At 45.5% G+C, this 26,209-nt stretch carries 22 protein-coding genes and 4 tRNA genes; 23 read left to right on the top strand and 3 right to left on the bottom strand.

The window, feature by feature from the left end; all coding sequences use genetic code 11:
* Both ACQRBJ_RS06860 and axeA1 read right to left on the bottom strand, forming a co-directional pair.
* The coding region (locus tag ACQRBJ_RS06860) for a hypothetical protein (RefSeq protein ID WP_445303172.1) at window positions 1-1,028 on the bottom strand (1,028 nt) is incomplete at its 3' end.
* Between the two features lie 755 nt (window positions 1,029-1,783).
* On the bottom strand, window positions 1,784-3,193 hold the full coding sequence (axeA1, locus tag ACQRBJ_RS06855; RefSeq protein ID WP_445303171.1) for an acetylxylan esterase AxeA1: 1,410 nt from the start codon (window positions 3,191-3,193) through the stop codon (window positions 1,784-1,786).
* Window positions 3,194-3,355: 162 nt separating this feature from the next.
* On the opposite strand from axeA1, the gene sppA reads away from it, so the two are divergent.
* The 6 genes from sppA (at window position 3,356) to ACQRBJ_RS06825 (ending at window position 9,933) form a co-directional block, all read left to right on the top strand.
* Window positions 3,356-5,140: a signal peptide peptidase SppA gene (gene sppA / locus ACQRBJ_RS06850; protein WP_445303170.1), complete on the top strand. Its 1,785-nt coding sequence runs from the start codon at window positions 3,356-3,358 to the stop codon at window positions 5,138-5,140.
* A gap of 35 nt (window positions 5,141-5,175) precedes the next feature.
* Complete coding sequence (lpxK, locus tag ACQRBJ_RS06845) at window positions 5,176-6,399, top strand: tetraacyldisaccharide 4'-kinase (protein ID WP_295347243.1); 1,224 nt, start codon at window positions 5,176-5,178, stop codon at window positions 6,397-6,399.
* Window positions 6,284-7,093, top strand: coding sequence for a purine-nucleoside phosphorylase (locus tag ACQRBJ_RS06840; protein ID WP_295347242.1), 810 nt, complete (start codon window positions 6,284-6,286; stop codon window positions 7,091-7,093). Before lpxK ends, ACQRBJ_RS06840 begins: the two co-directional genes overlap by 116 nt.
* A gap of 40 nt (window positions 7,094-7,133) precedes the next feature.
* Complete coding sequence (gene thiL / locus ACQRBJ_RS06835; protein WP_445303169.1) at window positions 7,134-8,249, top strand: thiamine-phosphate kinase; 1,116 nt, start codon at window positions 7,134-7,136, stop codon at window positions 8,247-8,249.
* An 86-nt stretch (window positions 8,250-8,335) separates the two neighbouring features.
* Window positions 8,336-8,408: transfer RNA gene (locus ACQRBJ_RS06830), tRNA-Phe, on the top strand.
* A gap of 109 nt (window positions 8,409-8,517) precedes the next feature.
* Window positions 8,518-9,933 carry a glycoside hydrolase family 28 protein gene (locus ACQRBJ_RS06825; protein ID WP_445303168.1) on the top strand — a complete coding sequence of 472 codons (1,416 nt, stop codon included), beginning with the start codon at window positions 8,518-8,520 and terminating at the stop codon, window positions 9,931-9,933.
* Window positions 9,934-9,942: 9 nt separating this feature from the next.
* On the opposite strand, the gene tsaA is transcribed toward ACQRBJ_RS06825, so the two are convergent.
* Entirely contained in the window at window positions 9,943-10,623 is a 681-nt protein-coding gene (gene tsaA, locus ACQRBJ_RS06820; RefSeq protein ID WP_295347237.1) for a tRNA (N6-threonylcarbamoyladenosine(37)-N6)-methyltransferase TrmO, read from the bottom strand.
* 109 nt (window positions 10,624-10,732) lie between these two features.
* Here tsaA and ACQRBJ_RS06815 point away from each other — a divergent pair, with 109 nt between their 5' ends.
* The 17 genes from ACQRBJ_RS06815 to ACQRBJ_RS06735 all read left to right on the top strand — a co-directional run bounded on the left by ACQRBJ_RS06815 (window position 10,733) and on the right by ACQRBJ_RS06735 (window position 26,209).
* On the top strand, window positions 10,733-11,611 hold the full coding sequence (locus ACQRBJ_RS06815) for an FAD-dependent thymidylate synthase (protein ID WP_445303167.1): 879 nt from the start codon (window positions 10,733-10,735) through the stop codon (window positions 11,609-11,611).
* A gap of 333 nt (window positions 11,612-11,944) precedes the next feature.
* A tRNA-Ser gene (locus ACQRBJ_RS06810) sits at window positions 11,945-12,029 on the top strand.
* A 186-nt stretch (window positions 12,030-12,215) separates the two neighbouring features.
* Window positions 12,216-12,300, top strand: a tRNA-Ser gene (locus ACQRBJ_RS06805).
* Between the two features lie 77 nt (window positions 12,301-12,377).
* Window positions 12,378-13,253, top strand: a complete 876-nt coding sequence (locus tag ACQRBJ_RS06800) for an SPASM domain-containing protein (RefSeq protein WP_295347107.1) — start codon at window positions 12,378-12,380, stop codon at window positions 13,251-13,253.
* 110 nt (window positions 13,254-13,363) lie between these two features.
* Window positions 13,364-14,317: a glycoside hydrolase family 5 protein gene (locus ACQRBJ_RS06795; RefSeq protein WP_153122679.1), complete on the top strand. Its 954-nt coding sequence runs from the start codon at window positions 13,364-13,366 to the stop codon at window positions 14,315-14,317.
* 69 nt (window positions 14,318-14,386) lie between these two features.
* The gene (thiD, locus tag ACQRBJ_RS06790; protein ID WP_445303166.1) at window positions 14,387-15,208 is read left to right on the top strand and encodes a bifunctional hydroxymethylpyrimidine kinase/phosphomethylpyrimidine kinase; all 822 of its coding nucleotides are present in this window, start codon (window positions 14,387-14,389) and stop codon (window positions 15,206-15,208) included.
* 11 nt (window positions 15,209-15,219) lie between these two features.
* Entirely contained in the window at window positions 15,220-15,900 is a 681-nt protein-coding gene (locus ACQRBJ_RS06785; RefSeq protein WP_445303165.1) for a thiamine phosphate synthase, read from the top strand.
* A gap of 29 nt (window positions 15,901-15,929) precedes the next feature.
* A complete protein-coding gene (locus tag ACQRBJ_RS06780) occupies window positions 15,930-18,512 on the top strand; it encodes an endonuclease MutS2 (protein WP_445303164.1) in 2,583 nt (860 codons plus the stop codon).
* A gap of 286 nt (window positions 18,513-18,798) precedes the next feature.
* Window positions 18,799-18,872 (top strand) — tRNA-Thr (locus ACQRBJ_RS06775).
* 240 nt (window positions 18,873-19,112) lie between these two features.
* The gene (locus tag ACQRBJ_RS06770) at window positions 19,113-19,718 is read left to right on the top strand and encodes a DUF4199 domain-containing protein (protein ID WP_445303163.1); all 606 of its coding nucleotides are present in this window, start codon (window positions 19,113-19,115) and stop codon (window positions 19,716-19,718) included.
* Between the two features lie 39 nt (window positions 19,719-19,757).
* On the top strand, window positions 19,758-20,729 hold the full coding sequence (locus tag ACQRBJ_RS06765; RefSeq protein ID WP_294970184.1) for a glycosyltransferase: 972 nt from the start codon (window positions 19,758-19,760) through the stop codon (window positions 20,727-20,729).
* Complete coding sequence (locus ACQRBJ_RS06760) at window positions 20,717-21,199, top strand: DUF6452 family protein (protein WP_441936462.1); 483 nt, start codon at window positions 20,717-20,719, stop codon at window positions 21,197-21,199. The genes ACQRBJ_RS06765 and ACQRBJ_RS06760 overlap by 13 nt, the downstream gene beginning before the upstream one ends.
* Window positions 21,150-21,869, top strand: a complete 720-nt coding sequence (locus tag ACQRBJ_RS06755) for a DUF6048 family protein (protein ID WP_443918128.1) — start codon at window positions 21,150-21,152, stop codon at window positions 21,867-21,869. Before ACQRBJ_RS06760 ends, ACQRBJ_RS06755 begins: the two co-directional genes overlap by 50 nt.
* 3 nt (window positions 21,870-21,872) lie before the next feature.
* Window positions 21,873-22,889, top strand: a complete 1,017-nt coding sequence (locus ACQRBJ_RS06750) for an FAD:protein FMN transferase (RefSeq protein WP_445303162.1) — start codon at window positions 21,873-21,875, stop codon at window positions 22,887-22,889.
* A 1-nt stretch (window position 22,890) separates the two neighbouring features.
* Window positions 22,891-23,568: a Crp/Fnr family transcriptional regulator gene (locus tag ACQRBJ_RS06745; RefSeq protein WP_294970197.1), complete on the top strand. Its 678-nt coding sequence runs from the start codon at window positions 22,891-22,893 to the stop codon at window positions 23,566-23,568.
* A gap of 47 nt (window positions 23,569-23,615) precedes the next feature.
* Window positions 23,616-25,715, top strand: coding sequence for a M3 family metallopeptidase (locus tag ACQRBJ_RS06740; RefSeq protein ID WP_445303161.1), 2,100 nt, complete (start codon window positions 23,616-23,618; stop codon window positions 25,713-25,715).
* A 47-nt stretch (window positions 25,716-25,762) separates the two neighbouring features.
* A complete protein-coding gene (locus tag ACQRBJ_RS06735) occupies window positions 25,763-26,209 on the top strand; it encodes a deoxycytidylate deaminase (RefSeq protein ID WP_445303160.1) in 447 nt (148 codons plus the stop codon).

Here is a 26,209-nt window from a genome sequence, read left to right as displayed (position 1 = left end):
TTATCCTGGAAAACATCCCGAAGATTACAGCGGAGGATAAGCTCCGTGATTCCTTGATGATGCAACACCGTATAATCATGTCCTTCCGGGATGATTGCTCCAGAAGTAGGTGTAAGAAATGGACGTAATGGGGCATCAGGAATCAGGTCTTTCAACCACTTTTCCAGGGTGATTTCACCTGCCTTCAAGTAATTGGAAAGAACACGGAAGTTATTTCGCATTCTTTTGTCTATCTGATCCAAAACCTTTTGCTGCTGGGCAACCGTGCTCTTTTCTTTCTTGTTTTCGTATGCCAAATCCGACATACTCTTATTGCGATAGACAGGCAATCTCTTTTGATAATCCAAGAAAAGAGTGCGCAATGTTTGATATGCATTCTCGGAAGGCTGTTTTGCCTGAAGATAGCCAACCATCTGGTCGATGGCACGCCACACGCCCACAGCCTCTGCTTTCGGTCCCTTTGTTGCCTCATGCTCTACCTGCATATCGTATTGACGAACGTTGGAAAAACTGAGACAGAGATTATTACCAAATCGCACAAAAAGATGGCGGTCTTTCTTGCCCTTGTTCTTGATTTGCTTGACCACGCCAACCCAACCAGCCAAAGGTCCACTGAATATGCGGACGGTATCATTCTCCAGAATGAGGTCATCATATCGCTTATCTACTATACTCAGTCCCTCTATGCCATCTGCCACTTTATCACTGAAATAAATAAAATGCTCCATGTCTTCATCTGGAATAGTGGCAGTTTTGACAATGTCATCCGTGGATAAGTTCTTGACATCCTTACAAAGAAGATGTGCACTTGAGACTAGCTTTTCTTTCTGCAGTTCGCCTGTTTCCAGACTACGGATGAAATCTTCATAGACGAAATACCCCCAAGGTGTCAGTATTTTCTTTAAAACCTTGATGCTGTCTGCCTTGATAAACAGCAAACCATATATCAACGGGCGAAAACGGAAGCGTTCTTCTCCCTGGGCATTGACATACTTCGTTCGGCATTTGGGCAGATAGACAAACTTCACTATGCCTGGATATGTTTTTTCAAGAAACTCTTTCGTTTTTTGTTCTTGAAATTTGTCTGTATTGACTATAAACCACATAATTTGAGTGAAGAGTGATGAGTGAAGAGCGAAGAATGAAGAGCGAAGAAGGAAGAATGAAGAGTAGGTGAATGTTATCTTTAGTTGGCTGCAGAATATACCTCGGTTTCTCCTGAAAAGATTTCTCTCCCCGGATTATTAAGGTTGTGATATGTATCACAGCATTGAAAAATCAATAGACTAACTTCCACTAATCTTCAATACTTTTATGTCTTTCAGCCTTCTGCATACATGATGCAGGTAAGCCCGTGTTTAGCAAATTGTGTATCATACGCTTCGCTTATATGAAAGCCACACTTATATTATTATTATCTTCGTTCTTAAGAATCTCTACATAAGAGATATAGAATCTCCTTGCAAAAATACGAAAAATGTTGGAAACTAGCAAATTATGCGTGTTAAAAAATTAATATCGTTCTACGAAAATCAACATTTTTTTACTATTCTTTTCATATACAATCTTCTAAGTCGTTGATAGATAAAAGGTTTTCTGAATTTCTGTATTTCTCATGTAGAGATTCAGAAAAATTGGTTCATTTTGGTTCATTTTACGAAATCCCTCTTTTTATCCTTTTTTTTGTGGCTCATAAAAATAATAGGGACACCTCTGTCTCTTTCCAAGAAACAAAGATGCCCCTATTTATTAAGGTATCAGAGTCAGCAGCTCATATACCTTTTTATTTTTTCTCTATCGCATCAAAGATGATATCTGCCATCTTCGCTGCTCCCTTTGCATTCGGATGAATACCATCATTCAGCATCATATCACCATAGGTATATGAAGTATGGAGATCGATGAACTGACATTTGTTCTTCTTGGCGAGTTTCTTGATGATTGGCATTTCGCCATTCACAATCACGCTATCGCAGATAGTCCAAGTATCCTTAAAGGCAGGTATCGGCGAACAGAGATAGATTTTCGGCTTACTAGGCAATGCCTTCAAGGTATCAATCATCGCCTGCATGCTCTGGCGAAATTCATCTGCTCCGTGCGCCCAATTATGAGTCTTGCTATCGTTGGTTCCCAACTTGACAATCACAATGTTAGGATTGAAAGCCTTCGCATCTCTCCACGCCAGTTCGTTCATGTAAGGCAAGTCACCCTTATTCATCATGGTACGGGCAGAAACACCAAAGTTCTTCACCTGATAACCATCCCCCAACTTCTTCTGCAAAACGGCAGGATACCCCTTGACAGGTGCCATTCCTATTCCAAAGCCATCGGTGATGGAGTTACCGATACAAGCCACACGGACCGCATCCTCCTTTGGACCCTGGAAATGATTCAGCCAGGAAGTCAGGTCGTTCAACATCTGCTCGTGATAAGGGAAACCGTGAGCTGCATCACGGAAGCCCCAGCCATGACCGCAGGTAGGATAGACATGCATCGTACATTCATTACCCTCATTCCGCATGGCAGAATAATAAGCCACACCATTGGTAACCGGCGGAACCACCTCATCGTCACTCGACATCAGGATGATGGCACGGGGAGTAAGATGGCGGCGAACTGCCTTATCGTTAGACCATTCCTTCACCAGCTGAGGATTGGTCTTGCGCTCCTCGCCCAGGAAATTGACGCAGGAACCCTTATGGGTGATGCGCTCATCCATGGAAATGACCGGATAGAAGAGAATGGAGAAATCAGGACGGGCATCATATTCAGCATGCGTGCTGACAGAAGAAGCCAGATGACCACCAGCCGAGAAGCCCATGATTCCCACATCATCCTTATTGATATGCCAGACAGCAGCACTGTCACGAACCGTGCGCATAGCCTGATAGGCATCACTCAAAGGAATGTTACGGTCGCCCTTAGGCATACGATACTTCAACACAAAGAAAGCAATACCCTGCCTGTTGAAATATTCTGCCCACTGATGACCCTCATGATCCATTGCCAGATGGGAATAGCCACCACCAGGACAATCAACCACGGCACGGCCTGTAGGATTCTGAGGTAAATAACAAGTCAGCTCGCTCTGACCGTCAGCACTGTTTTTCAGTACGAATTTGCGGGCTGTAGATTGTGCCAATGCAGACAAAGAGCATAGCATCAGCACAGAAGAAATAACCATTTTTTTCATTGCCTTATCTTATTAGTTTCTTAAATCTCCGGCAAAGATACGCATTTTTTTGTTAATACTATGTTATATTTTCAACAATTTTCGGTTATTTTGTCCAAATCTCTTTGTCGTTTGTCGCTTTTTTATTATATTTGCAGCTATAATTTAAATATTGGCATTATTATGAAACAATTTTTCAAAAATGTAGCAGCCACCATCGTTGGTATCTTCGGATTCAGTATCATCATGGCGATACTCGGATTCATCTGCCTCATTGGTATGGTAGCAGCAAGCAGCAGCAAACCTTCACTGAAAGACAATTCGGTGATGGTGCTCAAGTTGCAGGGGCAGATCAGCGACAGAGTTGAGGACAACTGGCTGGGTGAACTGACGGGAGACAAGTTCAACAACCTTGGCATGAACAACATTCTCTCTGCCATCAAGAAGGCAAAGAATGAAGACAAGGTGAAGGGAATCTATCTGGAAACCGGTGTCCTGACTTCTGACTATGCGACACTTCAGGAAATTCGTGATGCACTGGCTGACTTCAAGAAGAGCGGCAAGTGGATCATCGCATACGGTGACCAATATACTCAAGGAGGCTATTACCTGGCATCTGTTGCCAACAAGGTCTACATCAACCCGGAAGGTATGGTAGACTGGCATGGTATTGCCTCACAGACACAATATATAAAAGATGTGGCAGCTAAGTTTGGCGTTCATTTCAATATCGTAAAGGTGGGCAAGTACAAGAGCTTCACAGAAATGTATACCGAGGACAAGATGAGCGATGCCAACCGCGAGCAGGTTACCCGATACGTAACCGGACTCTGGCAGAAGGTGCTTACCGACGTCAGCAAGAGCCGCGGCATCAACAAGGATTCGCTGAACCATTATGCCGACGGACTGATGGTATTTGAAGACAGCAAGCTCCTGAAGACCCGCAAGATGGTAGACGGATTCTGCTATTACGATGAAATCAGGGACGTGGTCAAGAAGCAGCTCGGACTGAAAGCTGACGACAAGATCAAGCAAGTATCAATGGCTGACGTGAATGCTGCCATTGACGACAGCAATATCCTTGCTGACCAGATTGCCGTATATTACTGTTCCGGAAGCATTGTCAGCACAGCTACTCCTAGCCTCTACGGGAATGAAGAGCAGATTGTCAGCACCACGGTCATCAAAGACTTGCAGGCCCTGGGTGATGACGAGAGCATCAAGGCCGTTGTACTCCGCATCAATTCGGGCGGTGGCGATGCCTACGCTTCAGAGCAGATCTGGCGTGCCGTCAGTGAGTTGAACAAGAAGAAGCCTGTGGTGGTTTCCATGGGAGGAATGGCAGCATCAGGTGCATACTATATGAGTATGGGAGCCAGATATGTCATGGCACAGCCTACTACCCTGACCGGCAGTATCGGCATCTTCGGTGCCCTGCCAGACTTCAGCGAGCTGATGACCAAGAAGTTGGGATTCAAGTATGACGAGGTGAAGACCAACAAGAACAGCGGCTATGGAGCCGCAGGAAGCAGCCGTCCATGGACAGCCAACGAGATTGCCAGCATGCAAGGATACGTGAACCGCGGTTATGCCCTCTTCCGTAAGCGTGTAGCTGACGGCAGAAAGATGAGCGTGAACCAGGTAGAGAATATCGCACAGGGAAGAGTATGGTTGGGAACAGACGCCAAGAACATCAAGCTGATAGACGGTTTCGGCAGTCTGGACGATGCTGTAGCCAAGGCAGCCCAACTGGCAAAGATTTCTGACTATGGTACTACCGAATATCCTATGGCAGCCGACTGGCTCACCCAGCTGATGGGCGAACTGTCGGGCAATGGCGGCAGCTATCTCGACGAACAGCTGCAGTTGACATTAGGCGACCTGTACAAACCATTCATGCTGATTCGCAGCATCAAGGAGAAGGAGCCTGTGCAGGCAGCCATGCCATTCGTGCTCAATATACATTAATATATAATAAGGTGTAAAAAACAAAGGAGAGAGACATGAGAACAGAAGGTGATCTTATCAAGGTCAATGATTGGTTATTACCACTGAGTTGGATATACGGTTCCATCGTGAGATTCCGCAACTGGCTCTTCGACATCGGACTGAAGAAGAGCAGAGCATTCTCGATACCGGTTATCTCTGTGGGAAATATTACCGTGGGTGGTTCGGGAAAGACTCCCCATGTGGAATATCTTATCCGATTGCTTCACGACAAAGTGAAAACTGCCGTACTCTCCCGTGGCTACAAACGAAAGAGTCACGGCTATGTGCTAGCCGATGAAAATACCGAGATGACAGAGATTGGCGATGAACCCTTCCAGATGCACCAGAAATTCAAGGACATCTATGTTGCAGTAGATGCCAAAAGAGTAAGAGGTATTGACCATCTGCAGAACGACGGGGAAACCAAGGACGTGGATGTGGTATTGCTGGACGATGCCTTCCAGCACCGCTATGTCAAGCCAGGCATCAACATCCTGCTGGTAGATTATCACCGTCTCATCATCTATGACAAGATGATGCCGGCAGGAAGGCTCCGCGAACCGCTGAGCGGAAAGAACCGTGCCGACATCGTGATCATCACCAAATGTCCGAAGGACCTGAAGCCGATGGAGTTCAGAGTGCTGACCAAGGCGATGAACCTCTACCCTTTCCAGAAGCTCTACTTCACCTGCATTGACTATGATACCCCAAAGGGCGTATTCAACAGCAAGGAACTGAAGCCAAAGGAAATCAAGAGCGATGAAGAGGAAGAAGTGAAAGACCCTGCCCTGACGGGAATGACCGACTATCATGTGCTGCTCCTGACGGGTATTGCATCGCCCAAACAGATGGAACACGACATCAAGCCAATGGCAAAGGGAGTACAGACCCTCTCCTTCGGTGACCACCATCAGTTTAAGCGCAAGGATATCGACCGCATCAACAGCACCTTCGAAGCCATGCCGGAACCCCGTATCATCATCACGACAGAAAAAGACGCCGTGAGACTGAGAGATACAGAGGGACTCTACGAAACTGTAAAAGAAAGCATGTATGAACTGCCTATCAAGGTAAGCTTCATGCTGGAGCAACAAGATAATTTTAACGAAAAAATCATTAGCTATGTACGAAAAAATTCAAGAAACAGCATCCTGGCTAAAAGAAAGGATGACCACAAGTCCGAAAACGGCAATCATTCTGGGAACCGGTCTAGGACAATTAGCTTCAGAAATAACTGATAGTTATGAATTTCCATACAGCGAGATACCCAACTTCCCGGTTTCTACCGTAGAAGGCCATGCCGGCAAACTCATCTTCGGTAAGCTGGGCGGCAAGGACATCATGGCAATGGAAGGCAGATTCCATTACTATGAAGGATATAACATGAAGGAGGTTACCTTCCCTGAGCGCGTGATGCACGAACTGGGCATCGAGACCCTCTTTGTCAGCAATGCATCTGGAGGTATGAATCCTGACTTCGAAATCGGTGACCTGATGATTATCGACGACCATATCAACTTCTTCCCAGAGCATCCGCTGCGGGGCAAGAACTTCCCTACCGGTCCCCGATTCCCGGACATGCACGAGGCTTACGACAAGCAGTTGCGTGATTTGGCTGACGAGATTGCCAAGGAGAAAGGCATCAATATCAAGCATGGTGTATATGTAGGTGTTCAGGGTCCTACCTTCGAGACTCCTGCAGAGTATCGCATGTATCGCGTCTTAGGCGGTGACGCAGTAGGTATGAGTACCGTTCCGGAGGTTATCGTGGCTCGCCATAGCGGCATCAAGGTGTTCGGCATCAGTATCATCACCGACCTCGGTGGCTTCGACGTTCCTGTAGAGGTGAGCCATGAGGAGGTACAGGTTGCAGCCAATGCCGCCCAGCCAAAGATGACTGAGATTATGCGAGAAATGATTCGCAGAAGCTAACTGTCAATTATAAATTATTAATTATTAATTATTAATTATCTTGGATATAGCAAAGTTGGGTGAATTTGGTCTCATCGACCATCTCACCAAAGGATATGAAAACAAAAACGCTTCTACCGTCTACGGTGTAGGCGATGACTGTGCCGTGATGCACTATCCCGACAAGGAAGTGCTCATTACTACAGACATGCTGATGGAGGGAGTACATTTCGACCTCACCTATATCGACATGCAGCACCTGGGTTACAAGAGTGCGATGGTGAACATCAGTGACATCTTCGCCATGAACGGAACCCCTAGACAGATGGTAGTAAGCATCGCATTGAGCAAGCGTTTCAAGGTTGAAGACCTGGATGATTTCTACAAGGGTCTGCGCATGGCTTGCGACAAATGGGGCATTGACATCGTGGGTGGAGATACCACCTCTTCGCTTACTGGTCTTGCCATCAGCATTACCTGCATCGGTGAGGCCAACAAGGAAGACATCGTTTACCGCAGTGGTGCGAAGGAGACCGACCTCATCTGCGTTTCGGGCGACTTAGGTGCAGCCTATATGGGACTTCAGCTGCTGGAGCGGGAAAAAGCAGTATACTACGGACAGGTGGAAGACATCCGCAAGAAGATGGCAGAAGCCAAGGCAAAGGGAGACGACCAGAAGTTGGCTGCCCTCAACCGAGACCTGGCAGAGATGCGCAACTTCCAGCCCGACTTTGCCGGCAAGGAATACTTACTGCAAAGACAGCTTCAACCGGAAGGACGTGGCGACATCATTGCCCAACTGAGAGAAGCAGGAATCCGTCCTACGGCCATGATGGACATCAGCGACGGACTGAGCAGTGAACTGATGCATATCTGCGAACAGAGTCATTGCGGATGCAGAGTGTACGAGAAGAACATCCCTATCGACTACCAGACAGCCGTACAGGCAGAGGAATTCAACATGAACCTCACCACCTGTGCCATGAACGGTGGTGAAGACTATGAACTTCTCTTCACAGTACCTATTGGTGACCATGCCAAAATCGAGGAGATGGAAGGCGTGAAGCAGATAGGCTACATCACCAAGGAGAGCCTGGGCAAATTCCTCATCACACGAGATGGTCAGGAATTCGAGCTCAAAGCTCAGGGTTGGAATCCTTTGAAAGACCAGATTTAGTTAATAAACATTAAGCAAGAGAAAATATTTCGTTTTCTCTTGCTCAATTTAAATTTTTATTGTACCTTTGCAACCGCAAAAGAAATGGTGCCATAGCTCAGTTGGTAGAGCAAAGGACTGAAAATCCTTGTGTCCCCGGTTCGATTCCTGGTGGTACCACTCCTCCTTTCATTTAGGCGGTTTCTAACTTCGGTTAGAGCCGCCTTTTTCGCATAAAGGAACTAACGAAACAGATATTACAAACAATATAAACAATACTTAAAGACTTATGAAGAAGATTTTGATTTCTTTATTGGCAATCTTCGGAATGGCAGCTACGGTATCTGCCATCGAAGCCAAAGACTACAGCAAGTATTATCAAAACTTGCCAGTACAAATGCAACAGCCTACTCTTCCTTCTATTCCTGACAACCACGTAAGTATTCTGGAATGTGGCGGCAATGGAGACGGACAGGCGATGAACACCCAAGCCTTTGCCAAGGCTATCAGCAAACTGAGCAAAATGGGCGGTGGTCATCTGAACGTGCCTGCAGGTATCTATCTCACAGGACTCATCTCTCTGAAAGACAACATCGACCTGCATCTGGAGAAGAATGCCATCATCGTATTCTCTGAAGACAAGAACGACCTCATCAAGATAGACGAAGAAACCGGAAAGAAGGAGAACCGCGCCACACCAGCCATCAATGCCAGCAAGCGCAAGAACATTTCCATCACCGGTGAAGGAACCATCGACGGAAACGGTGAATGGTGGAGACCGGTGAAGAGAAGCAAGGTGAGCGATGTGGAATGGAACCAGTTCAAGCAGATGGGTGGTACCCTCAACGAGAAAGGCGACATCTGGTATCCGCTCCATCTGAAACATACTCCAAATGTTGTTGACAACATTGATGACCAGGAAAAGGTACGCAACCACATGATCCGATTCACCAGTTGCGAAAACGTGCTGGTCCAGGGCGTCACGCTCCTGAACAGTCCCCGCTTCCACCTCATCCCTACCCGATGCAAGAACGTGATTATCGACGGTATTACCGTAAAATGTCCTTGGAATGCACAGAATGGTGATGCCATCGACATCTCAAGCTGCAAGGACGTACTCATCGTCAACAACATGGTAGATGCAGGTGATGACGGTATCTGCATGAAGGGTGGCGCAGGTGCTGCCGGTGTTGCTGCCGGTCCTTGTGAAAACATCAACATCCAGGACAACACCGTTTATCATGCCCATGGCGGTTTTGTCATCGGCAGTGAGTTCAGTGGCGGCATGAAGAACATCGTAGTACGCAACAACACCTTCCAGGGAACCGACGCCGGCCTGCGTTTCAAGAGTTCCGTGAAGAGGGGCGGTACATCAGAGAACATCTTCATCGACCATATCTATATGACCGATATTACAGGAGATGCCATCACCTTCGAGACCACCTACTGGGACAACCACGTGGGAGCAAAGAAGCAGGCTGCCCCAGTAAAACAGGAGTACCTGCCAAACTTCCAGGACATCCACATGAGCGACATCTATGTGCGTGGCTGCAAGAACGGTATCGTTGCCCACGGAGCAGAAGGTATGGTTCACGACATCACTGTCAAGAACGCATACATCTTCTACTACAACCAGGCACAGGACATTGACGATGCCTGCAAGATCAAGCTCGACAACGTACACTTTGCAACTTTCGCAAAGTAAAGCAAACGACTACTTCACTACGGTAAGTATCTGATTGCAGACCGTGAAGTGAATATCCATACCCTCATAAGGCATTCCATATACCTTATGAGGGTCTTTTTGATAATGCGGACGAGGATCTTGCGCCAGAACCTCTTTCAGAATCCCGATCTTTTCTTCCGTCATTCCCTGAGACAGCAGAAAGTTTTTTACCGTATCAGATATTTCAACCTGCAACTTATCCCACCTGCGTTCATCAACAAACCCGCTTCGGGCATCCGGATGACAATCGGCATATACCACATAAGGCTTGATATCATATATCGGAGTCATGTCCATGAGGTCGGCCCCTTTTACATGGATAACAGGTCCTTTACAGGTCTCCCACTCAATTCCCGAAATTCTGACAGACGACAATCCTATATTATTGGGACGAAAGGGACTGCGGGTAGCAAAGACTCCCACCTTCTCATTGCCCCCCAATACCGGAGGACGAACCACCGGACTATTGGCTTTGTGCTTATTGGCTGAAAATTCCCAAATCAGCCAAAGGTAGTCGAAACCCTCCATGCCACGAAGGGCATCAGGATTGCGATACTCCGGTTCAAAAACTATCTGACCTTCGAGTTCAGCCACCAGTCCAGCCTGCTTAGGAATACCAAACTTACTGCTGAACGGTGAGCGAAAATGTGCTATCGGTTTTATCTCCATATCTTCTCATTATTATACATTATAATAATAAGTACGAAAAAAGGAGATATTTATTTTGCAGTATGCATAAAAAAATGTACCTTTGCAATCAGAATAAATAACAGAAACAATGAAAATACAAAGACCATCGTATGAAATCTGGTTGCAGAAACCAGGAGAGCCCGGCGTCTATCAACAGATAGAACGCGCAGGAAGAGTTTGCTACAAAAGTGAGAACAACACAACCGATGATTCGGCAAAGCCTTTTGTCGGTCGCATGATAGAGAGTGAACATTATGCCATGCTGGAACATGGCACCATCTATCTTGTGTGCAACCACGGGGAGCTTCCTCTTTATCTTAACAACAAGTTCTCCCGCTGCAACACCACCGATGGCAAGGACTACATCACCACCAACCTGAGAGTGTTGGCAGAAAACAAGGCGATGGACGACTTGAAATACCTCACCGACTATGAGGAAGGCAAACACGAGTTGCGCATCACGGTTCATTTCACTACCCAGATCAGTATTACCCGTGAATACAACCGTCACCGTGCCAACTCCATGGCAGAGCAGAGCACGAGATACTGCAACTATTCGAAGAACAAATTCGACAACGAAATAACCATCAACCTCCCTACATGGGTAGCGGAAGAAGGTTTCGACGGCTCAGAAGATCCCAGTGACTACCAGTTGTCCGACCTCTGTCTGGACATTGCAGAAAACCGTTCAGCAGAATGGAACAAGCTGACCACATGGATTTTTGCCAATGAAGCAGCCGAGTTTGCCTACATGCAACTGATAAAGGCTGGTTGCAAGCCACAAGAGGCACGTGCCATCTTACCATTGGATTGCAACACCGAGTTGGTTCACACCGCTTTCATCAGTGACTGGAAGCATTTCTTCGACCTTCGTGCCCTAGGCACAACAGGTGCTCCTCACCCAGATGCCAAAGTTCTCGCCTTGCCACTGATGGAGGAATTCAAGAAAAAGGGATATCTGAAATAAAGAGCTTCCCCTTATACGGAAATTTGGTTAAAAAATACAAAAAAGCACGGCAATGAAGTAGATTTTCTATTTTTCGTACATAACGAATAGAATAATTTACTATATTTGCAACGTGTTTTTCATAGTATTAGATTTAAGGTTATCAAGGTTGGGGCTACAGCGGTAGCCCTTTTTCGTATCTGAAAGGTAGATGCAGTATAGGTTCAGAGGTATCATTTTAAGTTTTTTGATGTTTTTTCTCAAAAAGTTTCCAAAATATTTGGTGGAATCAAAAAAACATTGTACCTTTGCACCCGCTTAAGAAAACCAAGCTATAGTCATCCGACCGAATTTGGAGAGATGGTAGAGTGGTCGATTACAACGGTCTTGAAAACCGTCGTACCGAGAGGTACCGGGGGTTCGAATCCCTCTCTCTCCGCAAGAGCCTTCTGAAAGAAATTTCAGAAGGCTTTTTCTTTTCTATACCCCCTTATCATTCTCCCTTTCTTTTCACTTTTAGCAGTAAGAATCAAAAAAAGTTGCCGAAATATTTGGTGGATTCAAAAAAATATCGTACCTTTGCACCCGCTTAAGAAAACCAAGCTATAGTCATCCGACCGAATCTGGAGAGATGGTAGAGTGGTCGATTACAACGGTCTTGAAAACCGTCGTACCGAGAGGTACCGGGGGTTCGAATCCCTCTCTCTCCGCAAGAGCCTTCTGAAAGAAATTTCAGAAGGCTTTTTTAGTATTTAGCTATACAATACAGAATACCATATAAAAAGAAATGATGATAGATCGCTGTTACATAGAAATAACCAATACATGCAATCTCAACTGCCACTTCTGCCCTAAACATAGCAGGGAAAAGAGACAGTTGACCGCAGAGGAATTCAACCAGCTCACAGACAAGCTCAAAGGCAAGGTATGCTTCCTTTATTTTCACCTGATGGGAGAACCACTGCTCCACCCTCTCCTGCCACAGTTTATCACGACGGCAAGAGAAAAGGGATTCAAGACTGTACTGACATCGAACGGAACCCTGCTGCATCGTGCCATGGAACTTCTCGATACACTTCCCCACAAAATACAACTCTCGCTACATTCGCACGAAAGCAACGCCAAGGGGGAACTGTCCAGCTATATGGACGAGGTGATGACCTTCTCTACACAAGCTGCTGCAAAGGGAACCTGCATCGTACTAAGACTTTGGAACCAGGGCGGAAGAGACAAGGAAAACGAAGAAATAATGAGACTCATCGAAAAATATGCTCCTAAACCCTGGAAGGAACGCCCAGACGGTTACCGCCTCTGCGACAACCTTTATCTGGAATTCGACAGAAAATTCGAATGGCCCAACTTCGAAAACGATATCAGGAACAGCAAGAACGAAGAAGAAAAGAAACGGGAAGTTTTCTGCAAGGCTTTAATCAAACAGATTGGCGTACTTGCAGACGGCACCCTGGTGCCTTGCTGTCTGGACCATAACGGAGATGTTGCACTGGGAAATCTCCTGCATCAATCCCTGGAAGAGATTCTTTCTTCAGAAAGAGCCCAAGCTATGATAGAGGGGTTCAAGCACCATACGGCAACCGAAGCCCTCTGCGAAAACTGCGAATCGGCATTGGTAAAAAACAGTTTTCGAGGCAAGGCAAGAAGCTGACATGAAACTTTATCGCAAAAATATTTGGTTATTTCAAATATAAATCGTACATTTGCAACGATTTTATGCCGCAAGAAACGACAGTATATTTTTAACAATAATAGAACATAATGAAAAAACTAATGACCATTATTGTTGCCATCTTCTGTATGGCACAATTGTATGCAGTCAGTCCAGTAAAACAATGGGGACAACTGCAAGTAAAGGGAGCGCAACTATGCGACCAGAGTGGAAACCCTGTAGTATTGAGAGGCGTGAGCCTAGGATGGCACAACATCTGGCCCCGATTCTACAACAAGCAAGCCGTAAAATGGCTCGCCACTGACTGGCATGCCAACATCATCCGTGCAGCGATGGGCATTCAGATAGAAGACAACTATCTGGAGAACCCTGACTTTGCCATGAAATGCATCACACAGGTAGTAGATGCCGCCATCAAGAACGGCACATACGTAATCATCGACTGGCACGCACACAAAATGCACACAGAGGAAGCCAAAGCCTTCTTCGGCAAGATGGCACAGAAATACGGTAAGTATCCAAACGTACTCTATGAACTCTACAACGAACCCGTAGAGGACAAATGGGAAGACCTGAAGGTCTACGCCAAGACCATCATTACCGAAATCAGGAAATATGATCCAGACAACATCATACTGATGGGTTGCCCACATTGGGATCAGGACATCGATCTTGTTGCTAAAAGTCCTATCGACGGTGTAAGCAATGTGATGTATACCCTGCATTTCTATGCAGCAACACACAAGGACTATCTGCGCGACAAGCTAGAAGCAGCCGTAAAGAGCGGACTTCCTGTATTCGTATCAGAATGCGCCGGCATGGAAGCATCCGGCAACGGTCCTCTGGCTCCAGAGGAATACCAGAAATGGCTCGATGTCATGGAGAAGAACAAGGTGAGTTGGGTAAACTGGTCGGTAAGCGACAAAGACGAAACCTGCTCCATGCTCCTACCTCGTGCCAAGGCTACAGGCAACTGGACTCCAGACCTTATCAAGCCATGGGGCAAAATGGTAAAGGAAGCATTGACAAAATACAATAATTAGCCACTTGGTACACTCCTGTCAAGCAAGAGTGTACCAAGTTTTTTTATATTCAACCAACAGGAGTAAGAAATGAAATACTACACAGCATTAACAATAGCCGGTTCTGACAGTTGTGGAGGAGCTGGCATCCAGGCAGACATCAAGACCATGTCAGCCTTAGGCGTATACGCAGCTTCTGCCATTACAGCCATCACCGTACAGAACACCAAGGGTGTATATGGCATACAGAACGTAGAGCCGGAAATCGTGAAAGGACAGATAGAAGCCGTGATGGACGACATCCAACCGGATGCCATCAAGATAGGAATGGTCAATGACCGTGACACCATCAAAGCCATTGCCAATACCCTCAAGAAGTATCAGGGAAAATACCAGCATCTCGTTATTGACCCGGTAATGGTATCTACCAGCGGATGCCGACTCATGCAGGAGGATGCCCTGGATATCTTCATCTCAGAGCTTCTGCCTCTTGCCACATTACTGACACCCAACATTCCCGAAGCAGAGATTCTGGCAGAAATGAAAATCCAGAATGCAGAAGACATCAAGACCGCAGCCTCAGCCATCAGCAAACTGGGATGCAAATTCGTACTTATCAAAGGTGGTCACTTCGACGGAAAAGAAAAGATAGACTATCTCTTCGAAGAAGGAAAACTCATCACCAGCTATCGGGATCTCAGCATCAACACCCGCAATACCCACGGTACCGGCTGCACCCTGTCATCTGCCATCACATCTTATCTGACAAAGGAAATGGACATGAATACCGCCATTGCCATGGCTAAGACTTACCTGTCTGGAGCCATTCTCGCCGGAAAAGACGTAAAAATAGGAGATGGACACGGTCCGGTAAACCATTTCTACGAACCCAAGACACTTTCTACTAAATAGATAAAAAGCAAATGAAATGGATAGTTATCACCTTGCCTGAATTCATCAGAAACGAAGCAGGCTACATAGAACAGTTATTTGAAAGCGGTATCGATCTTCTACATCTCCGTAAACCCGAAGCCAGCCTGGAGGATTATGAGAATCTGATACAGAAGATCGATGCCAAATGGTATCCGCAGATAGTCATACATGAACATTTTGAACTCTGCGAGAAATATCATCTTCATGGAATTCATCTCAACAAGCGCAATTCCGGGATTCCCAAAGATTATAAAGGACACATTTCCCGTTCATGCCATAACTTCCAGGAAGTAACGGCTGCACTAAACATACCCAGCAAGGAAAATCCCGAAGGAAACGCTCCTGCATCCAAGTCTATCTACGACTATGTGTTCCTAAGTCCAATCTTTGACAGCATCTCGAAGAAAGACTACCGCCACTCCTTTACCAACAAGGATCTGGAAGACGCAGCCTACTATGGCATCATCAACGAAAAAGTTATAGCATTAGGAGGAGTCATCCCCGAGTTTATCCCGCAATTGAGAGCCTGGAACTTTGGTGGAGCGGCATTCCTGGGGGCAGTATGGAACGAGCGGCACAAATACGATTGGCCCGATTATCTGAACAACATCCAAAAAAGGCTTACACCTTCAAAGGCAAAGAACACACTTAATGGTTCAAATATTTGGTAGTTAGCCAAAATAATTGTACTTTTGCACCCATGATTTATCCAGATAATTTTGAAAACAAGATAGGATTCAACGAAATCCGCAAGATGTTACGCGAAAGATGCCTCTCTCCACTTGGTAAAGAACAAGTGGACAAGATGGCATTCAGCGATGAAGCTGAAGAAGTAAACGAATGGCTCATGCAGGTGCGTGAGTTCCGCAGACTGATGGAGGAAGTAGAAGACTTTCCCCTGCAGTATTTCTATGACGTCAGGGAAAGTATCCTCCGCATCCGAGTAGAAAACACCCACTTGGAAGAAGACGAGCTTTTCGATTTGAGACGTTCGCTTGCAACCATCGCAGGCATGGTGAAGATTCTGAATCATAGTGATGAAGACGACGGGCACGCAGAACCGGAAGACGGCTGGCGCAGAGAAAAGAAATACCCTTACCCTGCCCTACACCGACTGTCACAAAACGTGATGACCTTTCCTCAGCTGATTCAGAGAATAGACCAAATCCTTGACAAATTTGGAAAGATACGAGATAATGCTACCCCGGAACTCCTCCTGATCAGAAGAGAACTGGCAAAGACTGAAGGTAGTATCTCCCGTACATTATATAGTATATTACGAACAGCCCAAAGTGAAGGTGTTGTTGAGAAAGACGTGACTCCTACCCTCCGTGACGGCAGACTGGTAATACCGGTTATCCCAACCTTGAAAAGAAAGATCAAAGGTATCGTACACGACGAGAGTGCTACGGGTAAAACCGTCTTCATCGAACCGACCGAAGTGGTAGAAGCCAACAACCGTGTGCGTGAACTGGAAGGTGAAGAAAGAAAGGAGATTATCCGCATCCTTACCGATTTCACCAACAAGGTTCGTCCTTTCTCAAAAGAGATTCTTGACAGTTACCGCTTCCTTGCCATCATCGACCTGATTCAGGCGAAACAAAAGCTGGCAGACACCTTCAAAGCTATCGAGCCTGAGGTAGAAGACCATCCGCACGTAGACTGGATCCGAGCTATCCACCCTCTGCTCCAGCAGTCATTACAGAAGAAAAATGAAAAGGTAGTACCTTTAGACATCACACTGACCAAGGAAAAGCGTATCCTGATCATTTCCGGTCCGAATGCCGGAGGTAAATCCGTATGCTTAAAGACTGTGGGACTGCTCCAATATATGCTGCAATGCGGACTGAGTATCCCCGTAAGTGAGAGATCAAAGACAGGTGTATTCAAAAACATCATGATTGATATTGGTGACGAACAGAGCCTGGAGAACGACCTCAGTACGTATTCATCCCACCTTCTGAACATGAAAAATATGATGAAAGCCGCCAATAGCGACACCATCATATTGATAGATGAGTTTGGTACCGGTACAGAACCGGGTATCGGAGGAGCCATCGCAGAGGCAGTACTCGATAAATTCTGCAAGCAACAGGCTTATGGAGTCATCACGACCCACTATCAGAACCTGAAACATTTTGCAGACAGTCATGAAGGTGTGGTTAATGGTGCCATGCTCTACGACCGTCATGAGATGAAAGCACTCTTCCAGTTAGCCATCGGCCGTCCAGGCTCTTCTTTTGCCATCGAAATAGCAAGAAAGATCGGATTGCCAGAAGAGGTTATCAAAGAAGCTTCAGACATCGTAGGTTCAGAATATATCCAGAGCGACAAATACCTCCAGGACATTGTACGCGACAAGCGGTACTGGGAGAACAAACGCCAGAATATCCACCAGCGAGAGAAGGATATGGAAAAAACCATCTCCAAGTATGAAAGTGATATTGAGGATATCGAACGAAGCAGAAAAGCTATTCTCAAGAAAGCCAAGGAAGAAGCTGCAGAACTCCTGAAGGAAAGTAACAAGAAGATTGAGAATGCCATCAGAGAGATTCGAGAGAGTCAGGCAGAGAAGGAGGAAACCCGCCGCATCCGTCAGGAACTCGATGCCTTCAAACAGGAGGTTCAGGAGATTGACACCAAGGAATCGGATGACAAGATAGCCCGCAAGATAGCCCAGATTCAGCAGCGCAAGGAGCGGCATGCCAAGCGACAGGCTGAAAAGAAGGAGACCCAGGAGAAGGCTGCGGCAGCCCTGCGTAATGCACAGAACAAGGCTCAGGCAGAAAGCAAACGGGAGATAAAAGCCGGTGATACGGTTCGTATCAAAGGATTGACAACTATCGGAAAAGTGGAAAGCATCAACGGTGATACCGCTACTGCCGTATTCGGAGGTATGAGAACCAAAATGCGTCTGAACAGACTGGAGCATGCTACGGCTACAGTAGAGAATGTGGACAAGACCGAGGAACGCAAGGAAAACCTTGCCTCTTACGGTATCAGCAAGGAAACCAGAAAAACCATTGATGCCCACAAGACCAACTTCCATCAGGATTTGGATGTAAGAGGCATGCGTGGTGACGAAGCATTGAATGCTGTACAGTATTTTATAGATGATGCCATCCTGGTAGGTATGCCACGTGTCCGCATCCTTCATGGAAAGGGCAACGGTATCCTCAGACAACTCATCCGCCAATATTTGAGCAGCGTCCCTAATGTGACCCATTATGCAGATGAGCATGTACAGTTTGGCGGTGCAGGAATCACGGTGGTAGACTTTTAAGTGAAGAATGCTTCTTCCTCTTAATATAATTAAGGTGAAGTATGGAAAAGGAGGCAAGATTTGCCTCCTTTTTCTAAATAAACGTTAACAAGCAAAACTTTTTCTGCAAAACATTTGGCAGGATAAGAAAAAAGCAGTACCTTTGCACTCGCTTAAAAGCAATAACCGCTTTCAAGTTTATGAGACGGACAAGTCTCATACGACCAGCTCCCTCGGAATCCCCCAGGATGGGAACATAGCAAGGGTACTTGGTTGTAGCGGTGCGATATGAATCGCTTGTCCACCCGCCTCTTTAGCTCAGTTGGCCAGAGCACGTGATTTGTAATCTCGGGGTCGTTGGTTCGAATCCGACAAGAGGCTCAAAAAGGAATCTTCTTTCAGAAGGTTCCTTTTTTATTTTATCTAAGTTTGGCACAACCGAAACAAAAGTTTCCCGACGCATTGAAGTGTACAAAACAAACAGAAACATATATTTTTCTATCTTTCAAGGCGTTTTATCTTTAATTATATATAAATATTTTCACCCTTTACACCTTATATAATAAAAAAGTTGTATTTTTGCAAATTGATATATTACATTCGCAGAAATACATTATAACAATGAATACAGAAAATAACGAAAATCAAGAAGAGAAGAAGACAGACGAGCAGACGCAAAAGGTTAAGATCTACATCATCGATACGGGTAAGATCAAACAAACCAAAGCGTTTGCCCGACAAGATGGAGCAATTCTTGGCATCGTATGGATAGCCAGCTTCGTCTGCACCATGATGGCAGTAGAACCAAAGTACCAGATGCTGGGGTTACTATCCAACATTCTGATTATCTCTACCCCATTCGTGGTAGCAAAGAGATTGAAGTATTTCCGTGACTTCGTAAGAGAGGGACATATTTCTTTCAGACACGGATTATACTATTGCATCCAGACATTCTTCTATGCAACCCTACTGCTCACCATCGTGCAGTATCTCTGGTTCCGATTCATGGATACAGGCATGTTTATGACTCAGCTTCAAACCAACTACCAGATGATAGCACAGGTTTATCAGTTGACAGCAGAGGAAACAAAAGCTCTCTTCGATGCCATCTCTATGATGAAACCAATAGCATGGGCATCCATGTTTATGATTACCGACCTGGTTGCTGGAGCAATACTCAGTCCGATACTTGCTGCCATATTCGCCAAAAAGAAAATAGCCAATTAGGTTTCAGATAAAAAATAAATTCTCAAAACATCAGATAAAATGGATATTTCAGTTATCGTTCCTCTGTTCAATGAGGAAGAGTCGCTGCCAGAACTCTTCGCCTGGATCAAACGGGTGATGGATGCCAACGATTTCACTTACGAAGTTATCTTTGTGAACGACGGTTCTACCGACCGTTCATGGAACGTCATAGAAGAACTTGCCGAGAAAAACGAGCAGGTAAAAGGAATCAAATTCCGCCGCAACTACGGAAAGAGTCCTGCCCTCTACTGTGGATTCAAAGAGGCACAAGGTGATGTAGTCATCACTATGGATGCCGACTTGCAGGATTCACCTGACGAGATACCAGGTCTCTACGAAATGATAAAGAAAGATGGTTTCGATCTTGTATCGGGTTATAAGCAGAACCGCAAGCAGGGAGACCCTCTGAGCAAAACGATTCCAACCAAACTTTTCAATGCCACAGCCCGCAAGGTGAGCGGCATCCACAATCTGCATGACTTTAACTGCGGACTCAAGGCTTACCGCCGCGACGTAGTGAAGAACATCGAAGTATACGGTGAGATGCATCGCTACATTCCATACCTTGCCAAGAATGCAGGCTTCGCAAATATTGGCGAAAAACCTGTTCACCATCAGGCAAGAAAGTTTGGTACTTCCAAGTTCATGGGCTGGAACCGTTTCGTGAACGGCTATCTGGACCTGATGACACTCTGGTTCCTGAGCAACTTCGGCAAGAAGCCAATGCATGTTTTTGGATTCTTAGGAAGTGTGGTGTTCTTCATTGCCTTTCTCTCGCTTATCGGACTTGGCATCGATAAAGCCATAGACTTACATCGTGGCATCTACGGACACCTCATCACCGATTCCCCATACTTCTTCATCGCTCTCATTGCGATGGTATTGGGCAGTCAGTTCTTCCTAGCCGGATTCCTGGGTGACCTTATCAGTCGTCAGAACCCTAATCGTAACGATTATCAAATAGAAAAGGAAATAAGATGCAAAAAATAATACCATTGGTTTTCATGATGCTGGTACTCATGGTGGCTAGCTGCACTAGTCTCAACTGCCCGCTCAACAACACCACTTACACCAAGTATAAGTTGATGGGCAACGTAAAGACACTCAACGCCACCTTAACCATCTCGACCACCAAACAGGAAGGAGAAGACAGCGTACTTATCAATAAGGATGAGAACGTGGATAGCTTCATCCTTCCGATGAGTTACCACCAGCCTGAGGATGTGTTCTTTTTTGAAATTCAGAATGCAGACAATCAGGTATGGAAAGATACAGTAACCGTCAAGAAAGAGGACTATCCACATTTCGAGTCTGTAGATTGCGGTGCAGCCTACTTCCACAAAATAACAGAAGTGAAGACAACCCACAACTATATCGACTCAATAGTTATCAACAATAAAGAGGTTAATTATGATGCATCTAAAGCGCATTTCTACATATATTTCGGTACCCGTTACTAAAAAAGCGGTAATTGTCCTGAGTCTTCTCCTACTCTTAGGTGGAGGATGGGCGAACGCACAAAACCGTCTAAAAAAAGTAGCAACGGTAGAAAAAGATACGATTCCATGGTTTAACGGAATGGCGGTGAGTGTGGATTTAATAGGACCAGCCCAATTGATGGTAAGTGATTACGGACAATATGAAGCTTCTCTGCGAGTGAACTTAAAAGACAAGTATTACCCTATCTTTGAATTGGGTTACGGCAAAGCAGATGCCTTCGATGAGAGTACCCAGATCACTTATAAGACAAGTGCACCATACGCCCGTCTGGGTGTAGACTGGAACCTGCTCAAAAACAAGCACGATGACTACCGCCTGTTTGGCGGATTCCGTTACGGTTTCACCTACTATAAATACGACATCTCTTCACCACCCATCAAAGATCCAGTCTGGGGAGGTGATGCACCTTACGGAGCAGAAGGCGTATCCGCTAACTATCACTGGCTGGAAGGTGTAATAGGAATAGATGCAAAGATATGGGGACCAATCCGCATGGGATGGAGTTTCAGATACAAGCGCCGTGTTGCCCATAATGATGGCGACATGGGCAACACCTATTATGTACCAGGCTTCGGCAAGCAAGGTGGTTCCCGACTTGGCGGTACGTTCAATGTAACATTTGAAATATAAACAATGAAGAATAAAAGACTCATTTGGCAGATACCGTTTCTGCTTCTCTTGATTTTTGGCAGTATTTATGTCATTCGCCAACAGCAAAATACTCCTTACCAGAGGGATGAAGGTTTCATCTTTGGTACTATCTATCACATCACTTACCAAAGTGACGTCAATTACCAAAAAGAAATCGAGGCTGAACTGCAGAAAGTAGACAATTCTCTTTCTCCATTCAACAAGACATCCATCATTTCGCGTATCAACCGTAATGAAGACGTGAAGGTAGACAACATGTTTGCTGAGGTTTTCCAACTCGCAGAAAAAATATCCAAAGAAACAGACGGAGCATTTGACATCACTGTAGCCCCCATGGTAAATGCCTGGGGATTCGGATTCAAGACCGGGAACCCTCCTACCCAACAAACAGTAGACAGTCTTCGCGCTATCGTCGGATTCCAGAAAGTAACATTAAAGGAAGAGCACGTCAAGAAACAGAATCCTCATATCATGCTCGACTGCTCAGCCATTGCCAAAGGATACGGAAGCGATATCGTGGCAAGGTTTCTAAAGAAAAAAGGCATCCGAAACTTTATGGTAGAGATTGGTGGCGAAATTGTGGTGAATGGAAACAGCGACAAGCAAGTGCCTTGGCGGGTAGGCATCAACAAGCCTACAGACGATTCTCTCAATACGAATCAGGAATTACAAGACGTAATCAATGTGACAGACATAGCAATGGCAACAAGTGGAAACTATCGGAATTTCTACTATAAGAACGGCAAGAAATACGCTCACACAATAGACCCGAAGACAGGCTATCCCGTGCAGCACAATATTCTGTCAGCCACCGTTCTAGCCAAGAATTGTGCCACAGCCGATGCCTATGCCACATCCTTCATGGTAATGGGACTGGATGGAGCTAGGAAAGTATTGGAAAAACATCCTGAACTTGACGCCTATCTCATCTATTCCGATGAACAGGGAAATAACAGGATATGGTATTCGCCAGAGCTCAAGAAGAAAATATTGAAATAGAATGCAAGAAGACAGAGTATATGACAATCTTTTAAATCTGCCTCTATTCCTGGGAATGAGCCGTAACGATTTGCTGGAAGTAGCCGGTCATACAAAGTTCGATTTCCAAAAGGCAGAAAAGGGACTCACCATCGTCAAGGAAGGAGAGCCCTGCAAACGTCTGTACTTTCTTCTTACCGGCGAACTCAACGTTGTCACAGAGGCTGACGATCATGGCTACCGCATCGAAGAAGACATCAAAGCCCCAGAAGCGTTTCAAATGGAATGCATCTACGGATATAACCAATACTTCACTCACACCTATATCGCAAAGAAAGAATGTAGCGTGATGAGTATCAGCAAGCAGGAGATGCAGAAACTATCTGATAGATACGAGATTTTCAGAATCAACATGTTCAATCTCATTTCTACTCAAACCCAAAAGAACAACCGGCGCCTGTATCGGGTTCCTCCCAAAACACTCTCAGAACGTATCATCCAGTTCTTTGAAAGCCGATGTCTCAAACCTGCCGGCGAAAAATTATTCCACATCAAGATGGAAAGACTTGCCGCAGAAATGAATGTCAAGAGAATCTATGTCTCCAACGTGCTGAATGAACTGCAGAAGCAAAAGCTCATGCATCTGGAAAGAGGAAGAATCTATATTCCACAATTAGAAAAGCTGATTGTGAATAAATAAAAAGAGAACTGTCATAGAGTAAAGCAAACAAATAAAAAATCACTATCATGCAAGATATAAAAGATCAGAATCATATCAGAAATACAGAGAATCGAGAGAATCCATTCTTTGTTCCCTATCACACACCGCACGATACTGTGCCTTTCAACCGTATCCTGCTGGAAGACTATGAGCCTGCCTTCATGGAGGGTATTCGCCGTGACAAAGAAGCGACAGACAAGGTCATCAACGACCCGGCTGAGCCTACATTCGAGAATACTATCGCCCGTGTGGATACAGAAAAAGGCGAACATTATTACGACCTTTTAAGTCGTGTTTCCAATGTATTCTCATGCATGATGAGTGCAGAGACATGCGACGAGATGGAGGAACTGGCACAAAAGATGAGTCCTATCCTCACCAAACATGCCAACGACATTACACTCAACAAGAAACTCTTTGAGCGTATTAAATATGTTCATGACCACCCTAACAGAGAGTTAACCCCAGAAGAACAGATGCTTTTGGAAACCAGTTATGATGGTTTTGTACGTAGTGGTGCTCTTCTTGATGAGGAAGGAAAAGACAAGCTTCGCAAACTTACAGAGGAAGCAAGTATTCTCACCCTCCAGTTCTCACAGAATCTCCTGAAGGAAGACAAGGCATTTACCCTCCATATCACAGACGAGGCTCAACTTGACGGACTTCCAGAAACAGCAAAGGCTGCAGCAGCTCATACTGCCAAAGAGAAGAATGAAGAAGGCTGGATTTTCACACTCGACTATCCAAGTTACTCTCCATTCATGACCTACTCTACTCAGCGTGAACTCCGCAAACAGATGTATATGGCACGCAATACGGTCTGTACCCATGAGAACGAGCAGAACAACATTGAAATCTGCAAGCGATTGGTCAATTTACGTAGAGAACTCGCTCAACTTCTTGGCTTCGAGACCTATGCAGACTATGTATTACGTCATCGAATGGCAAGTAATGTAGAGAATGTCTATAAACTTCTCAATGATCTGATTGAGGCTTATAAGCCAACAGCAGAAAAAGAAGTGAAAGAAGTAGAAGTCCTAGCCAAGAAACTGGAAGGCGAAGACTTCAAAATGGAGCCATGGGACTTCGGATTCTATTCCCACAAGCTCCAGATGGAAAAATACAATCTGGATGCAGAGATGCTCCGTCCATACTTCCAACTTGACAAGGTGATAAAGGGCGTCTTCGGATTAGCCAACAAACTGTATGGTATTACCTTCAAGGAAAACAAAGAGATTCCAGTATACCATCCTGACGTGAAGGCATACGAAGTATTCGATAAAGACGGCAGTTATCTGGCTGTGTTCTATGCAGACTTCTTCCCACGCAAGGGCAAACAGGGAGGTGCCTGGATGACAGAATTCCAAGGACAATGGATAGACCATAAAGGCAACAACATACGTCCACACGTGAGCGTAGTGATGAACTTCACCAAGCCTACAGAAGAAAAACCTGCCCTCCTGACCTTGGGAGAGGTAGAGACCTTCCTGCATGAGTTTGGTCACAGCCTTCACGGAATGTTCGCCAACACCCGGTTCGAAAGTCTTTCGGGTACCAATGTATGGTGGGATTTCGTAGAGTTGCCATCCCAATTTATGGAGAACTATGCCATAGAAAAGGAATTCCTGCGCACCTTCGCTTTCCATTATGAAACAGGCGAGCCATTGCCGGACGAGCTCATCGAACGTATCGTAAAAAGCCGCAACTTCATGGCAGCATACGCCTGCCTGCGCCAAGTAAGTTTCGGACTCCTGGATATGGCATATTACACCAAAAAGGATGTCTTTACAGCTGACATCATCCCATTCGAGAAAGAAGCATGGAAAGAAGCCATGATTCTACCACAGTTGCCTGACACTTGCATGACCGTACAGTTCTCGCACATTATGGCAGGAGGTTACGCAGCCGGCTACTACAGTTACAAATGGGCTGAAGTTCTGGACGCTGATGCATTCAGCGTATTCAAGAAAAACGGTATTTTCGACCGAACTACCGCCCAGAGCTTCCGTGACAACATACTCTCAAAGGGAGGCACCGAACATCCGATGACACTCTATAAACGATTCCGTGGACAAGAGCCAACCATAGACGCCCTACTGGAACGCAACGAAATCAAGAAGAGTTAACAGTTTAGGCAAGTAATTATAAATGACACAATATAAATAACAGATCAATGGGGGACAACTTTTTAAAACAGAAAAAGCTTGATTTGCGATACCTTCGCATGGCTCGCATCTGGGCAGAAAACAGCTATTGCAAACGCCGACAGGTAGGTGCTTTAGTAGTAAAAGACAAGATGATTATCAGCGATGGTTACAATGGTACACCAAGCGGATTTGAAAATATCTGCGAGGATAACAATGTAACCAAGCCCTATGTCCTCCATGCAGAAGCCAACGCCATAACCAAGTTGGCCCGCAGCAGCAACAACAGCGAGGGAAGCACACTTTATGTCACTGCTTCTCCTTGCATCGAATGCTCCAAGCTCATCATTCAAGCAGGCATCAAACGAGTTGTATATGCCGAGAAATACAGACTTACTGATGGTGTGGAACTATTGGAAAGAGCCGGAGTAAAAGTAGAATATATGAATCCTGATGAAAATATCAGTTTAGAATAA

This window comes from Prevotella sp. SGI.167 (assembly GCF_050313615.1).
Lineage (GTDB): Bacteria > Bacteroidota > Bacteroidia > Bacteroidales > Bacteroidaceae > Prevotella.
Note: the sequence above shows the minus strand (reverse complement) of the source record. Positions and strands in the feature narration are given on the sequence as shown.

Bases quoted from the DNA above. Each gene is read 5' to 3' on its own strand.
- ACQRBJ_RS06840 (WP_295347242.1), top strand. From the start codon at position 6,284: ATGTACGAAAAAATTCAAGAAACAGCATCCTGGCTAAAAGAAAGGATG.
- ACQRBJ_RS06765 (WP_294970184.1), top strand. From the start codon at position 19,758: ATGGATATTTCAGTTATCGTTCCTCTGTTCAATGAGGAAGAGTCGCTG.
- thiD (WP_445303166.1), top strand. From the start codon at position 14,387: ATGAAATACTACACAGCATTAACAATAGCCGGTTCTGACAGTTGTGGA.
- ACQRBJ_RS06735 (WP_445303160.1), top strand. From the start codon at position 25,763: ATGGGGGACAACTTTTTAAAACAGAAAAAGCTTGATTTGCGATACCTT.
- ACQRBJ_RS06795 (WP_153122679.1), top strand. From the start codon at position 13,364: ATGAAAAAACTAATGACCATTATTGTTGCCATCTTCTGTATGGCACAA.
- ACQRBJ_RS06745 (WP_294970197.1), top strand. From the start codon at position 22,891: ATGCAAGAAGACAGAGTATATGACAATCTTTTAAATCTGCCTCTATTC.
- sppA (WP_445303170.1), top strand. From the start codon at position 3,356: ATGAAACAATTTTTCAAAAATGTAGCAGCCACCATCGTTGGTATCTTC.
- ACQRBJ_RS06740 (WP_445303161.1), top strand. From the start codon at position 23,616: ATGCAAGATATAAAAGATCAGAATCATATCAGAAATACAGAGAATCGA.
- ACQRBJ_RS06800 (WP_295347107.1), top strand. From the start codon at position 12,378: ATGATGATAGATCGCTGTTACATAGAAATAACCAATACATGCAATCTC.
- ACQRBJ_RS06770 (WP_445303163.1), top strand. From the start codon at position 19,113: ATGAATACAGAAAATAACGAAAATCAAGAAGAGAAGAAGACAGACGAG.
- tsaA (WP_295347237.1), bottom strand. From the start codon at position 10,623: ATGGAGATAAAACCGATAGCACATTTTCGCTCACCGTTCAGCAGTAAG.
- ACQRBJ_RS06815 (WP_445303167.1), top strand. From the start codon at position 10,733: ATGAAAATACAAAGACCATCGTATGAAATCTGGTTGCAGAAACCAGGA.
- lpxK (WP_295347243.1), top strand. From the start codon at position 5,176: ATGAGAACAGAAGGTGATCTTATCAAGGTCAATGATTGGTTATTACCA.
- ACQRBJ_RS06755 (WP_443918128.1), top strand. From the start codon at position 21,150: ATGATGCATCTAAAGCGCATTTCTACATATATTTCGGTACCCGTTACT.
- ACQRBJ_RS06825 (WP_445303168.1), top strand. From the start codon at position 8,518: ATGAAGAAGATTTTGATTTCTTTATTGGCAATCTTCGGAATGGCAGCT.
- ACQRBJ_RS06760 (WP_441936462.1), top strand. From the start codon at position 20,717: ATGCAAAAAATAATACCATTGGTTTTCATGATGCTGGTACTCATGGTG.
- ACQRBJ_RS06785 (WP_445303165.1), top strand. From the start codon at position 15,220: ATGAAATGGATAGTTATCACCTTGCCTGAATTCATCAGAAACGAAGCA.
- axeA1 (WP_445303171.1), bottom strand. From the start codon at position 3,193: ATGAAAAAAATGGTTATTTCTTCTGTGCTGATGCTATGCTCTTTGTCT.
- ACQRBJ_RS06750 (WP_445303162.1), top strand. From the start codon at position 21,873: ATGAAGAATAAAAGACTCATTTGGCAGATACCGTTTCTGCTTCTCTTG.
- ACQRBJ_RS06780 (WP_445303164.1), top strand. From the start codon at position 15,930: ATGATTTATCCAGATAATTTTGAAAACAAGATAGGATTCAACGAAATC.